Below are 14,429 nucleotides of genomic sequence, written 5' to 3' on the forward strand. Positions count from 1 at the left end.
TAACAGATCCGACGGCCAGTCGGCGGCAACTATCCGGCAACTGACATTTCACTGTCATGCAACCATGCAAGTTTTCGCCGCTGCGCCCGGCGGTTTTCTCCAACTGTGGAAAAATGCGATGAAGGTCGAAGACATTCTGAAGCATGCCTATGCGATGCCGTTGACCAATCCTTCCTATCCTCCCGGACCCTATCGGTTCTTCAATCGCGAATACATCATCATAACCTATCGCACCACGCGCGAGGCACTGCAGGCCGTGGTGCCGGAGCCGCTCGAAATCGACGAGCCGCTGGTGAAATACGAATTCATCCGCATGCCCGACTCCACCGGCTTCGGCGACTATACGGAGACCGGGCAGGTCATCCCGGTCAGATATCGGGGCCAGGCTGGCGGCTACGTCCATTCCATGTATCTGGACGACGATGCGCCGATCACCGGCGGCCGCGAGATCTGGGGCTTCCCGAAGAAACTCGCCAATCCAAAGATCGTCAACGAAGGCGAGGTCATCGTCGGCACGCTGCATTACGGCAGCGTGCTGTGCGCGACGGGAACGATGGGCTACAAGCACAAGCCGGTAGAGCAGGCACCGTTGCTTGCCGCTCTGTCCGAGCCCAATTTCCTGATCAAGATCGTGCCGCATGTCGACGCCAGGCCGCGCATCTGCGAGCTCGTGCGCTACTACCTGACCGATATCACCATCAAGGAAGCCTGGACCTCGCCCGCCGCCCTCGATCTCAGGCCGCATGTGATGGCGGACGTGGCGCGGCTGCCGGTTCTGGAAGTGGTCTCGGCCGTCCATTTCACCGCGGATCTGACGCTCGGGCTCGGCGAAGTCGTTCACGACTATCTCGCCGAGCGCAGGTAACAAAGCCTTACCTTTCCCTTTGCTGGAGATGCACCGTGCTCGAACGAAACGCCAAAGCCGCAGTGCCGACGATCCCCGAAATTGCCGCGCAGTATGATCGTGTCGCCCTGGTATTTCAGGGCGGCGGCGCACTCGGTGCCTATCAGGCTGGCGTCTACCAGGCTCTGGCGGAGGCGGGATGCGAGCCAACATGGCTTTCCGGCGTGTCCATCGGCGCCGTCAACGCGGCCATCATCGCCGGCAACGAGCCGCGCCACCGCCTGCAGCGCCTCGAACAGTTCTGGCAGATCATTTCCGGCCGCAAGATCTGGGCCTACACGCCGGAAGGCGACGTCTTCCGCGACATCCGCAACCGCACCAGCTCATGGATGACCATGACGATGGGGCAGCCCGGCTTCTTCAAGCCGCGCTTCCCCAATCCATGGCTCGAACTGCCGGGCGCAGAGGGCGCTACAAGCTTCTATGATTCCGCCGAACTGAAGAAAACGCTGGAGATGCTGATCGATTTCGACGTGCTGAACGACGGCAAGAAGCGCTTCAGCGTCGGCGCGGTCAATGTCAGGACGGGCAACTTCGTCTATTTCGACACCGACAATCTGCGCATCGAACCGGAACACATCATGGCGAGCGGCGCGCTGCCGCCCGCCTTGCCGGCCGTCCGCATAGAAGGTGAATATTATTGGGACGGCGGCATCGTCTCCAATACTCCGCTGCAATATCTGCTCGACCAGGAGGAGGATCGCAGCTCGCTGGTATTCCAGGTCGATCTGTTCAGCGCGCGCGGCGTGTTGCCGCGCAGCATGCCGGACGTGCTGTCGCGCCACAAGGACATCATGTATTCAAGCCGCACCCGGCAGAACACCGACAATTTCAAGCGTATCCACGGGCTGAAGATGAAGCTGCTCGGCGCTCTGAAGCGCGTCCCGAAGGACCAGCTGACCCCGGAAGAGGAAGAGTTGATCATCGACTATTCCGATGCCGGCGTCGTCAACATCGTCCACCTGATCTATCAGCACAAGAACTACGAGGGCCACGCCAAGGACTATGAATTCTCCGGCACCTCGATGCGCGAACATTGGGACATGGGCCTCGAGGACACCAAGCGCACACTGCGCCATACCGAATGGCTGCTGCCGCCCCTCAGCGACGACGCCGTTGCGATCCACGACCTGCATCGCGAAGACCCGGTCTGAGACGGCACCGTTTTGGTGCCTATGCGCTCGTGAGCATCACGACTTCCGTTCTGATCCGGGCGTCATCGATTTCCACGATCCGATAGCCGAACGCGTCGGTATCCACCCGAAGCGGGTCGGAATGCCTAATGATTTGATAGGAAACAGCCGGCGTGGCGAACTGGCTGATATTCGCTTGGCGGACCTCGTCTATCATGTGGTAATGACCGCAAAATACCGATAGCTCGCAATCGGTGCGGGAAAGAAGCAGCGTCTTGACCTCATCCCGGTCACGCAAGGCGACGCCAGCCTGCTCCAGGGGCGTATCGATCGCAAGGACCGGATGATGCACAAAGAGCGCTGCCTTGCTTACGCCATCGAGTTCACGGGCAAGCCAGGCGCGCTGATCGTCGCCCAGCACGTTATCGGACGAATCAAGAAAGATGCGTTTCAGATGTCCGTTATTGTGTGAAAAGCACATCTTTCCTTCGACGGCACCATCGTCCATGCGACAATGTTGCACGACGTTGGGATAGGTATCGTGGTTGCCGAGGATGATGGACACTTTGAAATCATAGCCGCCCAGAATCTCGAAAAAGCCCCGAACCGATTCCTGCGTCCCGATATCGCCACCAAATACGACATCAGAGATGCCCTTGCCGACGATATCGTCGAGAACTAGCCGAAGATGGTCCTCATGCTCTCGAGGCTCGTCGAGATAGCGCATTTTGGTGCCGGCCATTTCGGCTCCCATCGTCAGTTTCTGGCCGAGGTGAGCGTCGGTTAAGTGAGCGATAACAGTTCTGGTCATTGCCGGACCTCAATTCGAGAAGATGCTGTGGTGTTCAGAGTCGTGATCTAACACCGCAACCTATGATGCCGACCCGACTCGATGCTTCGACCCGTGTCGAAGCGTGGGAACATCTTTCCTGCTAAGATGGCGGCTGACCTCAGGAGCCATGATGATGAACCAACAGCCGAATATTGCCGCCGCAGCCTTTCTGATTGCTGATTCCGCTCGCGCCGTCATGCTCACCGCATTGCTCGACGGACGCGCGCGGCCGGCCGGTGAGCTCGCCTATTGCGCCGGCGTGACCGCGCAGACGGCCAGCTCGCATCTGGGCAAACTGCTGGCGGGCGGCATGCTAACGGTCGAAACGGAAGGGCGTCACCGTTACTATCGCCTGGCCGGCTCTCATGTGGCCCTTGTTCTCGAAAACCTCGCCTCCATAGGACCGAGGGAACCTGTTCGCCGAAGAGCGCTCACGCATGACGCACAAAAACTCCAGTTTGCGCGCTGCTGCTACGACCATCTGGCCGGCCGCGTCGGCGTGGCGGTCGCCTGCGGGCTGCAAGAGCGAGGCTTTCTCGTTGCGGCATCCGATAAACAATTCGAGGTAACGCAAGCCGGCGCGGATTGGTTTGCATGCGTTGGCCTCGAGGTCGCGGCGGTCAAGCCGGGCCGGCGCGGTCTCGCCCGGCAATGCCTCGATTGGACGGAGCGGCAATACCATCTCGCCGGCCCGCTCGGCGTTCGATTCACCGATCTTCTTTGCAGCAAAGGGTGGATACGACGCGCAAAGTCGTCCCGCGCCGTCGAGGTCACGCCTATGGGATGGATAGGGCTGAAAAAGCATTTCGGCATCGAGGAGCAGATATTGAGGGTATCCGGCGATCATACCGTATAGCGGGCGGAGCCCAGGCTCCGCCCTTGCAGCCCTATATCAACCCGCCTCTAGAGAAGTTTTTCCAGCGTAATGGGCAGGTCGCGGATCCGCTTGCCGGTCGCATGGAACACCGCATTGGCGATGGCAGGCGCGACTCCGACAATGCCGACTTCGCCCACACCCTTGCCGCCGAGCGCCGAGGCATTGTGGTCAGGTACACCGACCGAGATCACCTGCAGATCCGGTATGTCCGAATTCGTCGGCACGAGGTAATCGCCCACATTGTTGTTGACGGTTCGCCCGTTGCGCATGTCGACCAATCCCTCCTCGAGGAGTGCCTGACCGATGCCCATGATGATGCCGCCCCGCCACTGGCTCTCGACCAGCCGCGGATTGTAGAGCCGGCCGCAATCGAAGGCCGATACCATGCGGGACACCCGCACCGTGCCGAAATCCTCGTCGACCCGCACCTCGGCAAAATGGGCGCACCAGCTGTGCATGGAATAATCGCCCATCGTCGGTCCCTGCACCTTGGCCATGGTCGTCCAGGCCTGCACCTGCTCCTGGGCGCTCGCGCCTTCAGGCAAGGTATTGCGACGAACCTCGATCTCCTCGCGCTTGAGCGCGGACATCAGTTCCGCCAGCGTGAGTGAAGGGGCTTCGCCGCGCGGCGCGGCGATGCGACCTTCGACGAAGTTCAGCGTATTCGCCCCCGTATCACGGAACGGCGAATTGGCATCGCTGAGCGCAAGGCCGATAAGCTCGTCGCGCGCGGCAACTGCGGCCTTATGGACGGCCCCCATGATCGAGCCGGCCAGCATCGAGCCACCGGCAATTGCCGAACCCGGCAGCCGTGAATCGCCGAGATGGACTTCGACCTGATCCACCGGAATGCCGAAGACTTCAGCCGCACTCTGGGCAAGGATCGTATAGGTCCCCTGCCCCATATCGATGGCGCCGCTGATGACCTCGACCTTGCCGCTGGAAAGAATGCGGATCATCGCCTCGCTCGGTGCCCGAATGACGGGGAAGGTTCCGCAGCCGATACCCCAGCCGATCAGGGTCTTGCCGTCGCGCATGGACCGTGGCGCATGGCTGCGCCGCGACCAGCCGAAGGCCTCAGCTCCTTTGGTCAATGCCTCACGCAGCTGCCGCGTCGACCACGGCTTGCCGGACTGGTAGTCGTGGTCGGCATAGTTCTTCAGCCGGAGTTCAAGCGGGTCCATACCGAGCTTGTAGGCAAGCTCCTCGATCGCGCATTCGATGCCGTAGGCACTCGGATTCTTGCCCGGCCCGCGCAGGGCGCCTGGCGTCACGCTGTTGACCGGCACGATGCGATGCTGCGAGGAGAAATTCTCGACCTTGTAGAGGATCGAGGTTGCCGCCCCCGTCTGCTCCGGCCAGTCCGCGTAGACGGACGTCTCGCTGGCGCCGCGATGAACGATCGCCTGCAGGATACCATCTTCGGTGGCGCCAAGTGCGATCTTCTGTTTCGTCCCAGCACGGCCGCCATAGCTGGTGAAATTCTGCGGACGCGTAACCGCGAGCTTCACCGGCCGGCCGAGCTTTCTTGCAGCCGCGACCGCGACAGCGCCATAGGCAAGCGGCTGCCCCTTCGATCCGAAGCCGCCGCCGATGAAGGGTGAGATGATCCGCACATTTTCATAGGGCATGTCGAACCATTCGGAATACATGCGCGCCATGCCGTGCGACCATTGGCTCGGCTCCCAGATGGTCAGCTGCTCGCCATCCCATTTGGCCGTCAGGCCGTGCGGCTCCATCGCGACGTGATATTCGCGCGGCGTGGAATATTCGGCCTCGATCCGGACCGGGGATGCGGCAAGCGCCGCCTCGGCATCGCCCCAGGCGGAGGAGAGCGCGTCCATGAGCTTGCCCTCGCCGGCATTCGGGTCGTTGAGGTTGGCGACGTATTTGCTTTCCTCGTAGGTGACCCGCACAAGCCTGGCTGCTTCCGTTGCCTGTTCACGGCTCTCGGCCACGACGGCGGCAATCGACTGGCCATTGAACTGCACCTCACGCGGCAGCGGATAGTATGGTCCTTCCGCGGGCTTGTTACCGCCCCAGTCTGCCCCGAGCTTGAGACCCAGATCATCCTCCGGCGTCAGCACCAGGAGCACGCCCGGTATCGCAAGCGCATCCGCAATGTCGACCTTCAGGACACGACCGGCCGGGATCGTGCTCTGGATGAGAACGGCATAGGCCAGGTTCTCGAACGGGTATTCCAGCGCGTAGGTCGCAGTACCCGTGACCTTCATGCTGCCTTCGAAACGTGACTGACGGCCGCCGACGGTGCCGTCTGAGGCATCGCCGTGTTTGCGAGGTTCCATCATGGTCATGCAAGACCTCCCATTTTCAAAATGGCGCGGGTAACGACGCGCGGCGCGAGTTCGATCTTGTAGTGGTTGCCGCCATGCGAGACGGCACCCTCCATGGCGAGCCGGCTTGCCTTCTCGACGGTATCAACATCGAGAGCCTTGCCGATGAGCGCCTGTTCCACGGAGCGCGCGCGCCACGGCTTGGTAGCGACGCCGCCGAGTGCTACGCGGATATCGCGGACGGTCTTGCCATCCGCCTCCAGTTCGAGGCCGACGGCAGCGCTCGCGGCGGCGAATTCATAAGACTGGCGGTCGCGGACCTTGATGTAGGTCGAATTCACGGCGGCAGCGGAGGCCGGAATGGTGATGGCGGTGATCATTTCGCCGCGTTGCAATACGGTCTCCCTATCCGGCGTATTGCCGGGCGCAAGGAAGAAATCGTCGACGGCCACCTTGCGGCCATCGAGCTCGACAACCGCATCGAAGGCAACCAGAGCGACCGCAAGATCGCCGGGATAGGAAGCGATGCAGGCCTCGCTCGCGCCGAGCACGGCATGATTGCGCGTGATACCGCCGATCGCCGCGCAGCCGGAACCGGGATTGCGTTTGTTGCAAGCCGGAAAGGCGCCGGGATCACGGAAATAGGAACAGCGGGTCCGCTGCAAAAGGTTGCCGCCGATCGTCGCCATGTTGCGGAGCTGGGCGGAGGCGGCAAGCGAAAGCGATTGCGAAACCGCGGGGAATGCTGCCTGAATATCCCCGTGGTCGGCCACTTCGCTCATCCTGGCGAGCGCGCCGATCCTGGCACCGGCCGTATCGACGGCGATGCCGCTCATGCCGGAAAGATGGGTGATATCGATGACCGTTTCAGGCTCGCTCACACCGCATTTGGCAAGATCGAGCAACGTCGTCCCGCCGGCGAGCAACATGGCACCCGCCTGCTGCGCGGCACTCCGGGCCTGGCTGGCGGATGTCGCGCGAATATAGGAGAAATCCCGCATTACGCTGCCTCCACCGCTGCTTGGCGCACCGCCGCGACGATGCTGTTGTAGGCCCCGCACCGACAGAGATTGCCGGACATGTATTCGCGGATTTCGGCGTCGGAGCCCGCATGACCCTCGCGGATGCAGGCAACTGCCGACATGATCTGGCCCGGCGTGCAGTAGCCGCACTGGAAGGCATCATGCTCGATGAATGCCGCCTGCATCGGATGCAGATCGCCGGCTTCACCGGCCAGACCCTCGATCGTGGTGATCTGGCGCCCCTCCACCTGTGCGGCAAGCGTCAGACAGGAGAGAACACGCCTGCCATCGACATGGCAGGTGCAGGCCCCGCACTGGCCCTGGTCGCAGCCCTTCTTGGTGCCCGTCAGCGTCAGATGCTCACGCAGCGCGTCAAGCAGCGTGACGCGCGGCTCGACGTCGAGCTCGTGTCGCTGCCCGTTAATATCGAGCGCAATATGAATGGATCGTGTCATGATAAGCTCCTGCCATCGTCACGAGAATGAGACGTTCGAAATCTAGACGAGTCCGGTCGGCCAGCTACTCCATCATTTTCATGGAAAACGACGCCGATGCATTTCGGCATGACATCTGGCACTCATCTAGATTAAGAAGTGGAAGGCGCTCCAGATAAACGGAGGCGCCTCCGATTAAACTAGCGGCTTGTTTGTTTTCGTCAAGCCCTGATGCGATGGGAGCTTCACCTAGCCTTGGCCGAGCAGAGGACAATATCGTTGGCGCCGACCAAGCTGCGTGCGGATGCTCGCCGCAACCGCGACAGGTTGATAGAAGTCGCTGCCGACGCCTTCGCGCAAAAAGGAGCGGAAGCCTCGCTGGAATATATAGCCCGGCAGGCCGGCGTCGGCATCGGCACGCTTTATCGGCATTTCCCGACGCGGGAACATCTGGTTGAGGTCGTCTATCGACGCGAACTCGAAGGCCTTGCTGCTGCGGCCATCGAGCTTTCCCAAAAATATGCGCCGGACGCGGCACTGGAAGAATGGATGCGGCGGTTCGTGAACTATATCGCCACGAAGCGGGGGATGTCGAACAGCCTGCGCATCCTGATGACGTCGAATTCGTCATTGTTCGCGGACAGCTCCGGCCTGCTGCGCGGCGCTTTGGGCAGCCTTCTGGAGAAGGCAGCCGAACAGGGCCTGATCCGGAAGGACATGGAAACCATGGATGTGCTGCACGCACTCTCCAGCATCTATTCCATCCCCGATGCAGCCGATTGGCGCGATCGCTCCCACCGGCTGATCGGATTGTTGATGGACGGATTGCGCTGCCACAAATAGGCAGCCGGCCACATCAAGCGGCCGGCCGCGGTCCGCCCATTGAACGTCAGGCGGCTCGCTTCAGCGCGTCGCCGAGCATCGAGACAATGGTGCCGATCTCACCGCGTTCGATGATCAGCGGCGGAGACAATGCGATGATGTCGCCGGTCACTCGAATCAAAAGCCCCTTCTGGAAGCAGTCGACAAAGACATCATAGGCACGGGCGCCCGGCGCACCTTCACGCGATGCGAGTTCCACTGCGCCGACGAGGCCGAGATTGCGGATATCCACGACATGCGGCAGACCCTTCAGCGAATGCAGCGCATTCTGCCAGTCGTCCGCCAACTCGCTGGCGCGGGTGAGCAGCCCCTCTTCCTCATAGATTTCCATGGTTGCGAGACCGGCCGCGCAGGCGACTGGATGCCCCGAATAGGTGTAGCCGTGGAAGAGTTCGATCTGATTGTCCGGACCGATCATCAAACCATCATGGACCTTGCGGCTCGCAAAGACCGCGCCCATCGGTATCGTGCCGTTGGTGATGCCCTTGGCTGTCGTGATGAGATCGGGAACGACGCCGAAATAGTCGGTCGCAAAGGGCGTGCCCAGGCGACCGAAGCCGGTGATCACCTCGTCGAAGATCAGCAGGATGCCATGCTTGTCGGCGATCGCCCGGAGTCGCTCCAGATAGCCCTTCGGCGGCAAAATGACACCCGCCGAGCCGGACATCGGCTCGACGATGACGGCGGCGATAGTCTCAGCGCCATGCAGCGCGACCAGCCGCTCCAGATCCTCGGCCAGTTCGATGCCATGGGCCGGCAGACCCTTGCTGAAGGCGTTGCGCTCGGTATCGAGCGTGTGGCGCATGTGATCGGCGGGGATCTGAGGAAAGACGCGGCGGTTGTTGACCAGGCCGCCGACCGAGATGCCGCCGAAGCCGACGCCGTGATAGCCTTTTTCGCGACCGATAATGCGCGTACGCGTCCCCTGACCGATGGCGCGTTGATAGGCGATGGCGATCTTGAGCGCGGTATCGACGGATTCTGAACCGGAACCGGTAAAGAAGATGCGGTCAAGCTTCGCGGTCGGGCCGCCCGGCGCATGCTGGGCCAGTTTGGCGGCAAAGTCGAAGGCGATCGGGTGCCCCATCTGGAAGGTCGGTGCGAAATCCATGGTGGCAAGCTGGCGTTCCACCGCATGGGCAATCTTCTTGCGGCCGTGACCCGCATTCACGCACCAGAGGCCGGCGGTGCCGTCAAGCACCTTGTTGCCGTCGACATCGGTGTAATACATGCCGTCTGCCGCGGCCAACAGCCGAGGTGCCGCCTTGAACTGGCGGTTCGCCGTGAACGGCATCCAGAAATTGTCAAGAACCGGAGTATTGGGGTGAGTGATCTTATCCATCGTCGCCTCCATTGCGCTGACATTGACATCAGCGATTTCCCTGTTTCGAACAAGCCCTTTTCTTTATGACTACAACGCATTGATTTTATTGGAGTGAATAGTAAAGTTTGCGATATTTCGAACATCCGAAAAGGTGAAACTATGTCCGTCGACATCGGCAACCGCCTTCGCCATCTGCGTCTCGCACGCAATCTTTCCCAGCGCGAGCTCGCCAAGCGCGCCGGCGTGACCAATTCGACCATTTCGTTGATCGAGTCCAACTCGGCCAACCCTTCGGTCGGCGCCCTCAAGCGCATTCTGGATGGCATCCCGATCGGCCTTGCCGAGTTCTTTGCCTTCGAGCCGGATAGGCCGAAGCAGGCTTTCTATGCCGCCGAGGAACTGGTCGAGATCGGCAAAGGCCCGATCTCCTATCGCCAGGTCGGCGAAAACCTGTTCGGACGTAGTCTCCAAATCCTGAAAGAATGCTACCAGCCGGGAGCTGACACCGGCAAAGTGCCGCTGGTCCATGACGGAGAAGAAGGCGGCATCGTGCTATCAGGCCGCCTGGAGGTGACCGTCGATGACGAGCGGCGCGTTCTTGGACCGGGCGACGCTTATTATTTCGAAAGCCGCCGGCCGCATCGCTTCCGCTGCGTCGGCCCGGTCCCCTGCGACGTCATCAGCGCGTGCACGCCCCCAAGCTTCTGATCGCTATTATCAGGACCAATTTGTCCAACTCGCGGCTCATGCTACGCTCCGCTGATGCCACCTTCGCGGAGAACTTCCAAATGGTTATGCTGCGTGAACCGATCCTGCATCCAGTTCCGATCGAGGAGCTGCGGCCTACCCAGATCACCGTCGGCATGCGCGAGGTGAAGGCCAAGCGAAAGGCTTGGCGCGCGAAAGCAGAGGCTGAAGATGAAAAGGCCGGAGAGTTCCTGGGAAACCACATGGTGCCGGCAATCCGTGGGCCACGCGGGCGATATTATGTCATTGACCATCATCACCTGTCGCTTGCGCTCCATGAGGAGGGCGTGAGGGACATTCTGGTCACGACGGTGGCCGATCTCTCACGGCTTGATCAGGATTCCTTCTGGTTCGTGATGGATTGCCATGACTGGATGCATCCGTTCGACGAAGACGGCAAACGACGCGGCTACGAAGCCATCCCGAAAAGCATCAAGGATCTGGTCGATGACCCTTATCGTTCGCTGGCGGGCGAACTGCGCCGGCATGGCGGCTACGCCAAGGACACGACCCCTTTCAGCGAATTTCTCTGGGCGGATTTCCTGCGCCGCCGCCTGAAGCGGAAGGACGTCGACCGAGATTTCGACGACGCCCTGGAAAGGTCGCTCGCGCTCGCCAAAGGCAGGGAGGCGGATTACCTGCCGGGCTGGTGTGGATCGATTGCCGAATGACTGAATCTGAAATCAAGGCGTAACGCTGGCCAGTTTGAGACTGCGTCAAGCTTCGTGTGGACCTGCCCCGCGCCTATCTGGAGCGTCGCAGCTTTGTCGCATCGCGAAACGAAATGAGGCGCTGGTTCTGTTCATCCCAGAGAACCAGTTTTACGCAGCGCAGGCTCTCCATCATGGTGATCCGGCCTATATCAGCCAGTTCCGGATGGTCTTTGAGCACTTCCGGAAGCCTGTAGTAGGGTATCCTGCTCGACAGATGATGAATGTGATGAATGCCGATGTTGCCGGTGATCCAGCGCAGGATCAGCGGCAGATCATAGTACGACGCGCCATGAAGCGCCGCGTGTTGAAACCGCCATTCAGGCTCTTTCGACCAATGGGTTTCTTCGAACTGATGCTGCACATAGAAGAGCCATATGCCGGCGGCTCCCGCCAGCAGGACGATCGGCAGATGCACCAAGAGGAAGGGCAGGATGCCGATTGCCCAGATGAGCAACGCGGAGGCGATGGCGATGGCCAGGTTTGTCGCCATGGTGGATACCCAGGGCAAAAGGCCGGATCGCATCATGCCGAAAGGCAACCGTTGCTTGAACAGGAACAGCCATGCCGGGCCTATGCCGAACATGATCGCCGGGTGCCTGTAAAGACGGTAGGCAAGCCGCCCGCGCCATGGCCGGCTACTGTATTCCTCAACGGTCAGCGTGGTTATGTCGCCGACGCCGCGTTCGTCGAGGTTCCCCGCCGAGGCATGATGCTCCGCATGCGCCCTGCGCCAATAGTCATAGGGTGTAAACGTCAGGACGCCGATAGCGCGGCCGGTCCAGTCATCGATACGCCGGCGCGCAAAGAAAGAACCGTGGCCACAATCATGCTGGATCATGAACAGACGCAGAAGAAACGCAGACGCGGGAATGATGAGGATAAGGCCCAACCAGAAGCCAAAGTAAACGGCTGCCCATGTCCCGGCCCACAACAGCGCAAATGGGATGGCCGTCACCGCGAGTTCGATAAGGCTGCGTCTGGCACGTGGCTGGCGATACCGGGCGAGGATTTTGAGCCATGCTTTTTCGTCGAAAAGAGGCGCAGATGGGTCGTGGTCGATGGCCTCGCTCAAAAGATAACTCCCCGAGCCGCAATGAATGCCAACAAGGCAAGAGCTATCACAGCAGCTGAACCGATTGGGAGCAGCAAATAATCGAAGCGATAGATCGCCTGAAGAACATTCATCGTTGTCGTGTCTCCTGAGTTTCTCGACCACGTCCTCGCATGGCCGTTCACGTGGTGCCTGGCTGCCGGCACCTGACAATCATTCCCGATCGAGCTCAGCTCTTGCCTTTACCGCTCGGCGGATTGTTCTTTGTCGCGACCTTGATCTGACTCGCGAACGTACTCTCTACCTTTGCGGCAGGCTTTTCCTGTTTCGGTTTGCGAACCTCGCGGTTGCCTCTCACTTGTCCCTTGGCCATCGATGCGATCCTTCTTGAGGTTGATATCAGCTAGTGGAACGGCAGCCGCTCGAATGTGATATCCTCGAACGACTACCCCAGAGTATTTGGAGGCCCGCATTGCGAGCAACCACATAATGCCTGTTCGCTCAACGGAGTGATATTACCACTCAAAATGGCGAAAATACCGCCCGGCCAAACTGGCCGAGCGCTTCAGGCACTGCTCTCAATATCCCATATTGCCCATGGCGCCATTTCCGGTGTTTTGGGCAAGTTCTTTGGCGGGAATATCGGCGATCATGGCTTCGGCGGTGATCAGAAGCGCCGCAATCGAGCCGGCGTCCTGCAACGCGGTCCGCACGACCTTGGCTGGATCGATGATGCCGGCTTCGATCATATCGACATAGGTTTCCGTCTGCGCGTCGAAGCCCTCATTAGGATCCTTGCTGTCGTCAAGTTTTCCGATGACGATCGAACCTTCGACACCGGCATTGTCGGCGATCTGCCGGATCGGCGCTTCCAGTGCTCTGCGCACGATCGCGATGCCCGCCGTCACGTCGGCGTTTTCGCCGGTGAGCCCAATGAGGACCGCTTTCGCACGCAAGAGCGCAACGCCGCCGCCGGCCACGATGCCTTCCTCGACCGCCGCACGGGTGGCATTCAGGGCATCGTCGATGCGGTCCTTCTTTTCCTTGACTTCGATCTCGGTCGAGCCACCGACGCGGATCACCGCAACGCCGCCGGTGAGCTTTGCCAGCCGCTCCTGCAGCTTTTCCTTGTCGTAGTCTGAGGTCGTCTCCGCGATCTGCGCCTTGATCTGCTTGATACGTGCCTCGATGGCGGCTTTATCGCCAGAGCCATCGATGATCGTCGTGGTATCCTTCTCGATCAGCACGCGCCTGGCACGGCCGAGCATATCGAGTGTGACGTTCTCCAGTTTGATGCCGAGATCCTCGGAGATCATCTGTCCGGCCGTCAGGACGGCGATGTCTTCCAGCATGGCCTTGCGGCGGTCGCCGAAACCCGGCGCCTTGACGGCAGCGACCTTGAGGCCGCCCCGCAACTTGTTGACGACCAATGTCGCCAGCGCTTCGCCTTCGACATCTTCCGAGATGATCAGCAACGGTGTGCCGCTCTGCACCACACCCTCGAGGATCGGAAGCATCGCCTGCAGATTGCCGAGCTTCTTTTCGTGAATGAGAATATAGGGGTTCTCCAGTTCCACGCGCATCTTTTCGGCATTGGTGACGAAATAGGGCGAGAGATAGCCGCGGTCGAACTGCATGCCCTCGACGACATCGAGTTCGTTCTCAGCCGTCTTGGCCTCCTCGACGGTGATGACACCTTCGTTGCCGACCTTTTCCATGGCCTTGGCGATCATCTCGCCAACGCTGGCATCGCCATTGGCGGCGATCGTGCCGACCTGCGCGATCTCGCTTGAGGACTTGACCTTGGTGGCGCGCGCCTTGATTTCCGCAAGCACGGCGGTAACGCCGAGATCGATGCCGCGCTTGAGGTCCATGGGGTTCATCCCGGCGGCAACCAGCTTGGCACCCTCGCGAAAGATGGACGCGGCGAGCACGGTCGCCGTCGTGGTACCATCGCCGGCAAGGTCGTTGGTTTTTGAAGCCACCTCGCGCACCAGCTGCGCGCCCATGTTCTCGAACTTGTCTTCAAGCTCGATTTCCTTGGCGACCGATACGCCATCCTTGGTGATGCGCGGAGCGCCATAGGGTCTGTCGATGACGACGTTGCGGCCCTTGGGACCGAGCGTCACCTTGACGGCATTGTTCAGCAATTCCACGCCACGAAGCAATCGGTCGCGGACGTCGGTAGAAAAAATGATTTGCTTGGCAGACATTGT

General features: G+C 60.6%; 13 protein-coding genes. 6 read left to right on the top strand and 7 right to left on the bottom strand.

What is annotated here, in order from left to right; translation table 11 throughout:
- Positions 1-118 precede the first annotated feature (118 nt).
- Positions 119-865, top strand: coding sequence for an acetoacetate decarboxylase (locus FHT28_RS11090; RefSeq protein WP_168596265.1), 747 nt, complete (start codon positions 119-121; stop codon positions 863-865).
- Between the two features lie 35 nt (positions 866-900).
- The gene (locus FHT28_RS11095) at positions 901-2,058 is read left to right on the top strand and encodes a patatin-like phospholipase family protein (protein WP_168596266.1); all 1,158 of its coding nucleotides are present in this window, start codon (positions 901-903) and stop codon (positions 2,056-2,058) included.
- A gap of 19 nt (positions 2,059-2,077) precedes the next feature.
- Here FHT28_RS11095 and FHT28_RS11100 read toward each other — a convergent pair whose 3' ends face one another.
- Complete coding sequence (locus FHT28_RS11100) at positions 2,078-2,848, bottom strand: metallophosphoesterase (protein WP_168596267.1); 771 nt, start codon at positions 2,846-2,848, stop codon at positions 2,078-2,080.
- Between the two features lie 154 nt (positions 2,849-3,002).
- Between FHT28_RS11100 and FHT28_RS11105 the strand changes: the two genes are divergently transcribed.
- Positions 3,003-3,725 carry a winged helix-turn-helix domain-containing protein gene (locus tag FHT28_RS11105; RefSeq protein WP_210255723.1) on the top strand — a complete coding sequence of 241 codons (723 nt, stop codon included), beginning with the start codon at positions 3,003-3,005 and terminating at the stop codon, positions 3,723-3,725.
- A gap of 47 nt (positions 3,726-3,772) precedes the next feature.
- Here the strand turns inward: FHT28_RS11105 and FHT28_RS11110 are convergent, their stop codons facing one another.
- Genes FHT28_RS11110 through FHT28_RS11120 form a run of 3 tightly spaced genes read right to left on the bottom strand, consistent with a single transcriptional unit; the run spans position 3,773 to position 7,517 of the window.
- Complete coding sequence (locus tag FHT28_RS11110; protein WP_168596269.1) at positions 3,773-6,061, bottom strand: xanthine dehydrogenase family protein molybdopterin-binding subunit; 2,289 nt, start codon at positions 6,059-6,061, stop codon at positions 3,773-3,775.
- The gene (locus FHT28_RS11115) at positions 6,058-7,041 is read right to left on the bottom strand and encodes a xanthine dehydrogenase family protein subunit M (RefSeq protein ID WP_168596270.1); all 984 of its coding nucleotides are present in this window, start codon (positions 7,039-7,041) and stop codon (positions 6,058-6,060) included. Before FHT28_RS11115 ends, FHT28_RS11110 begins: the two co-directional genes overlap by 4 nt.
- Positions 7,041-7,517, bottom strand: a complete 477-nt coding sequence (locus tag FHT28_RS11120) for a (2Fe-2S)-binding protein (RefSeq protein WP_168596271.1) — start codon at positions 7,515-7,517, stop codon at positions 7,041-7,043. Before FHT28_RS11120 ends, FHT28_RS11115 begins: the two co-directional genes overlap by 1 nt.
- Before the next feature lie 210 nt (positions 7,518-7,727).
- Between FHT28_RS11120 and FHT28_RS11125 the strand changes: the two genes are divergently transcribed.
- Positions 7,728-8,339 carry a TetR/AcrR family transcriptional regulator gene (locus FHT28_RS11125; protein ID WP_080760598.1) on the top strand — a complete coding sequence of 204 codons (612 nt, stop codon included), beginning with the start codon at positions 7,728-7,730 and terminating at the stop codon, positions 8,337-8,339.
- Positions 8,340-8,385: 46 nt separating this feature from the next.
- Here the strand turns inward: FHT28_RS11125 and FHT28_RS11130 are convergent, their stop codons facing one another.
- On the bottom strand, positions 8,386-9,720 hold the full coding sequence (locus FHT28_RS11130; RefSeq protein ID WP_168596272.1) for an aspartate aminotransferase family protein: 1,335 nt from the start codon (positions 9,718-9,720) through the stop codon (positions 8,386-8,388).
- 141 nt (positions 9,721-9,861) lie between these two features.
- On the opposite strand from FHT28_RS11130, the gene FHT28_RS11135 reads away from it, so the two are divergent.
- Together FHT28_RS11135 and FHT28_RS11140 are read left to right on the top strand one after the other, a co-directional pair.
- A complete protein-coding gene (locus tag FHT28_RS11135; protein ID WP_168596273.1) occupies positions 9,862-10,410 on the top strand; it encodes a cupin domain-containing protein in 549 nt (182 codons plus the stop codon).
- A gap of 80 nt (positions 10,411-10,490) precedes the next feature.
- The gene (locus FHT28_RS11140; RefSeq protein ID WP_168596274.1) at positions 10,491-11,120 is read left to right on the top strand and encodes a ParB-like protein; all 630 of its coding nucleotides are present in this window, start codon (positions 10,491-10,493) and stop codon (positions 11,118-11,120) included.
- A gap of 73 nt (positions 11,121-11,193) precedes the next feature.
- Here the strand turns inward: FHT28_RS11140 and FHT28_RS11145 are convergent, their stop codons facing one another.
- Together FHT28_RS11145 and groL are read right to left on the bottom strand one after the other, a co-directional pair.
- Positions 11,194-12,234 carry a fatty acid desaturase gene (locus FHT28_RS11145; RefSeq protein WP_168596275.1) on the bottom strand — a complete coding sequence of 347 codons (1,041 nt, stop codon included), beginning with the start codon at positions 12,232-12,234 and terminating at the stop codon, positions 11,194-11,196.
- A 557-nt stretch (positions 12,235-12,791) separates the two neighbouring features.
- Positions 12,792-14,426 carry a chaperonin GroEL gene (gene groL, locus FHT28_RS11150; protein WP_037193007.1) on the bottom strand — a complete coding sequence of 545 codons (1,635 nt, stop codon included), beginning with the start codon at positions 14,424-14,426 and terminating at the stop codon, positions 12,792-12,794.
- Positions 14,427-14,429: the final 3 nt, after the last annotated feature.

The organism is Rhizobium sp. SG570 (assembly GCF_012275345.1).
In the GTDB taxonomy this organism is placed as follows: domain Bacteria; phylum Pseudomonadota; class Alphaproteobacteria; order Rhizobiales; family Rhizobiaceae; genus Rhizobium; species Rhizobium lusitanum.

Bases quoted from the DNA above. Each gene is read 5' to 3' on its own strand.
- FHT28_RS11120 (WP_168596271.1), bottom strand. From the start codon at position 7,517: ATGACACGATCCATTCATATTGCGCTCGATATTAACGGGCAGCGACAC.
- FHT28_RS11135 (WP_168596273.1), top strand. From the start codon at position 9,862: ATGTCCGTCGACATCGGCAACCGCCTTCGCCATCTGCGTCTCGCACGC.
- FHT28_RS11115 (WP_168596270.1), bottom strand. From the start codon at position 7,041: ATGCGGGATTTCTCCTATATTCGCGCGACATCCGCCAGCCAGGCCCGG.
- FHT28_RS11125 (WP_080760598.1), top strand. From the start codon at position 7,728: ATGCGATGGGAGCTTCACCTAGCCTTGGCCGAGCAGAGGACAATATCG.
- FHT28_RS11105 (WP_210255723.1), top strand. From the start codon at position 3,003: ATGAACCAACAGCCGAATATTGCCGCCGCAGCCTTTCTGATTGCTGAT.
- FHT28_RS11140 (WP_168596274.1), top strand. From the start codon at position 10,491: ATGGTTATGCTGCGTGAACCGATCCTGCATCCAGTTCCGATCGAGGAG.
- FHT28_RS11110 (WP_168596269.1), bottom strand. From the start codon at position 6,061: ATGACCATGATGGAACCTCGCAAACACGGCGATGCCTCAGACGGCACC.
- FHT28_RS11130 (WP_168596272.1), bottom strand. From the start codon at position 9,720: ATGGATAAGATCACTCACCCCAATACTCCGGTTCTTGACAATTTCTGG.
- FHT28_RS11100 (WP_168596267.1), bottom strand. From the start codon at position 2,848: ATGACCAGAACTGTTATCGCTCACTTAACCGACGCTCACCTCGGCCAG.
- FHT28_RS11090 (WP_168596265.1), top strand. From the start codon at position 119: ATGAAGGTCGAAGACATTCTGAAGCATGCCTATGCGATGCCGTTGACC.
- groL (WP_037193007.1), bottom strand. From the start codon at position 14,426: ATGTCTGCCAAGCAAATCATTTTTTCTACCGACGTCCGCGACCGATTG.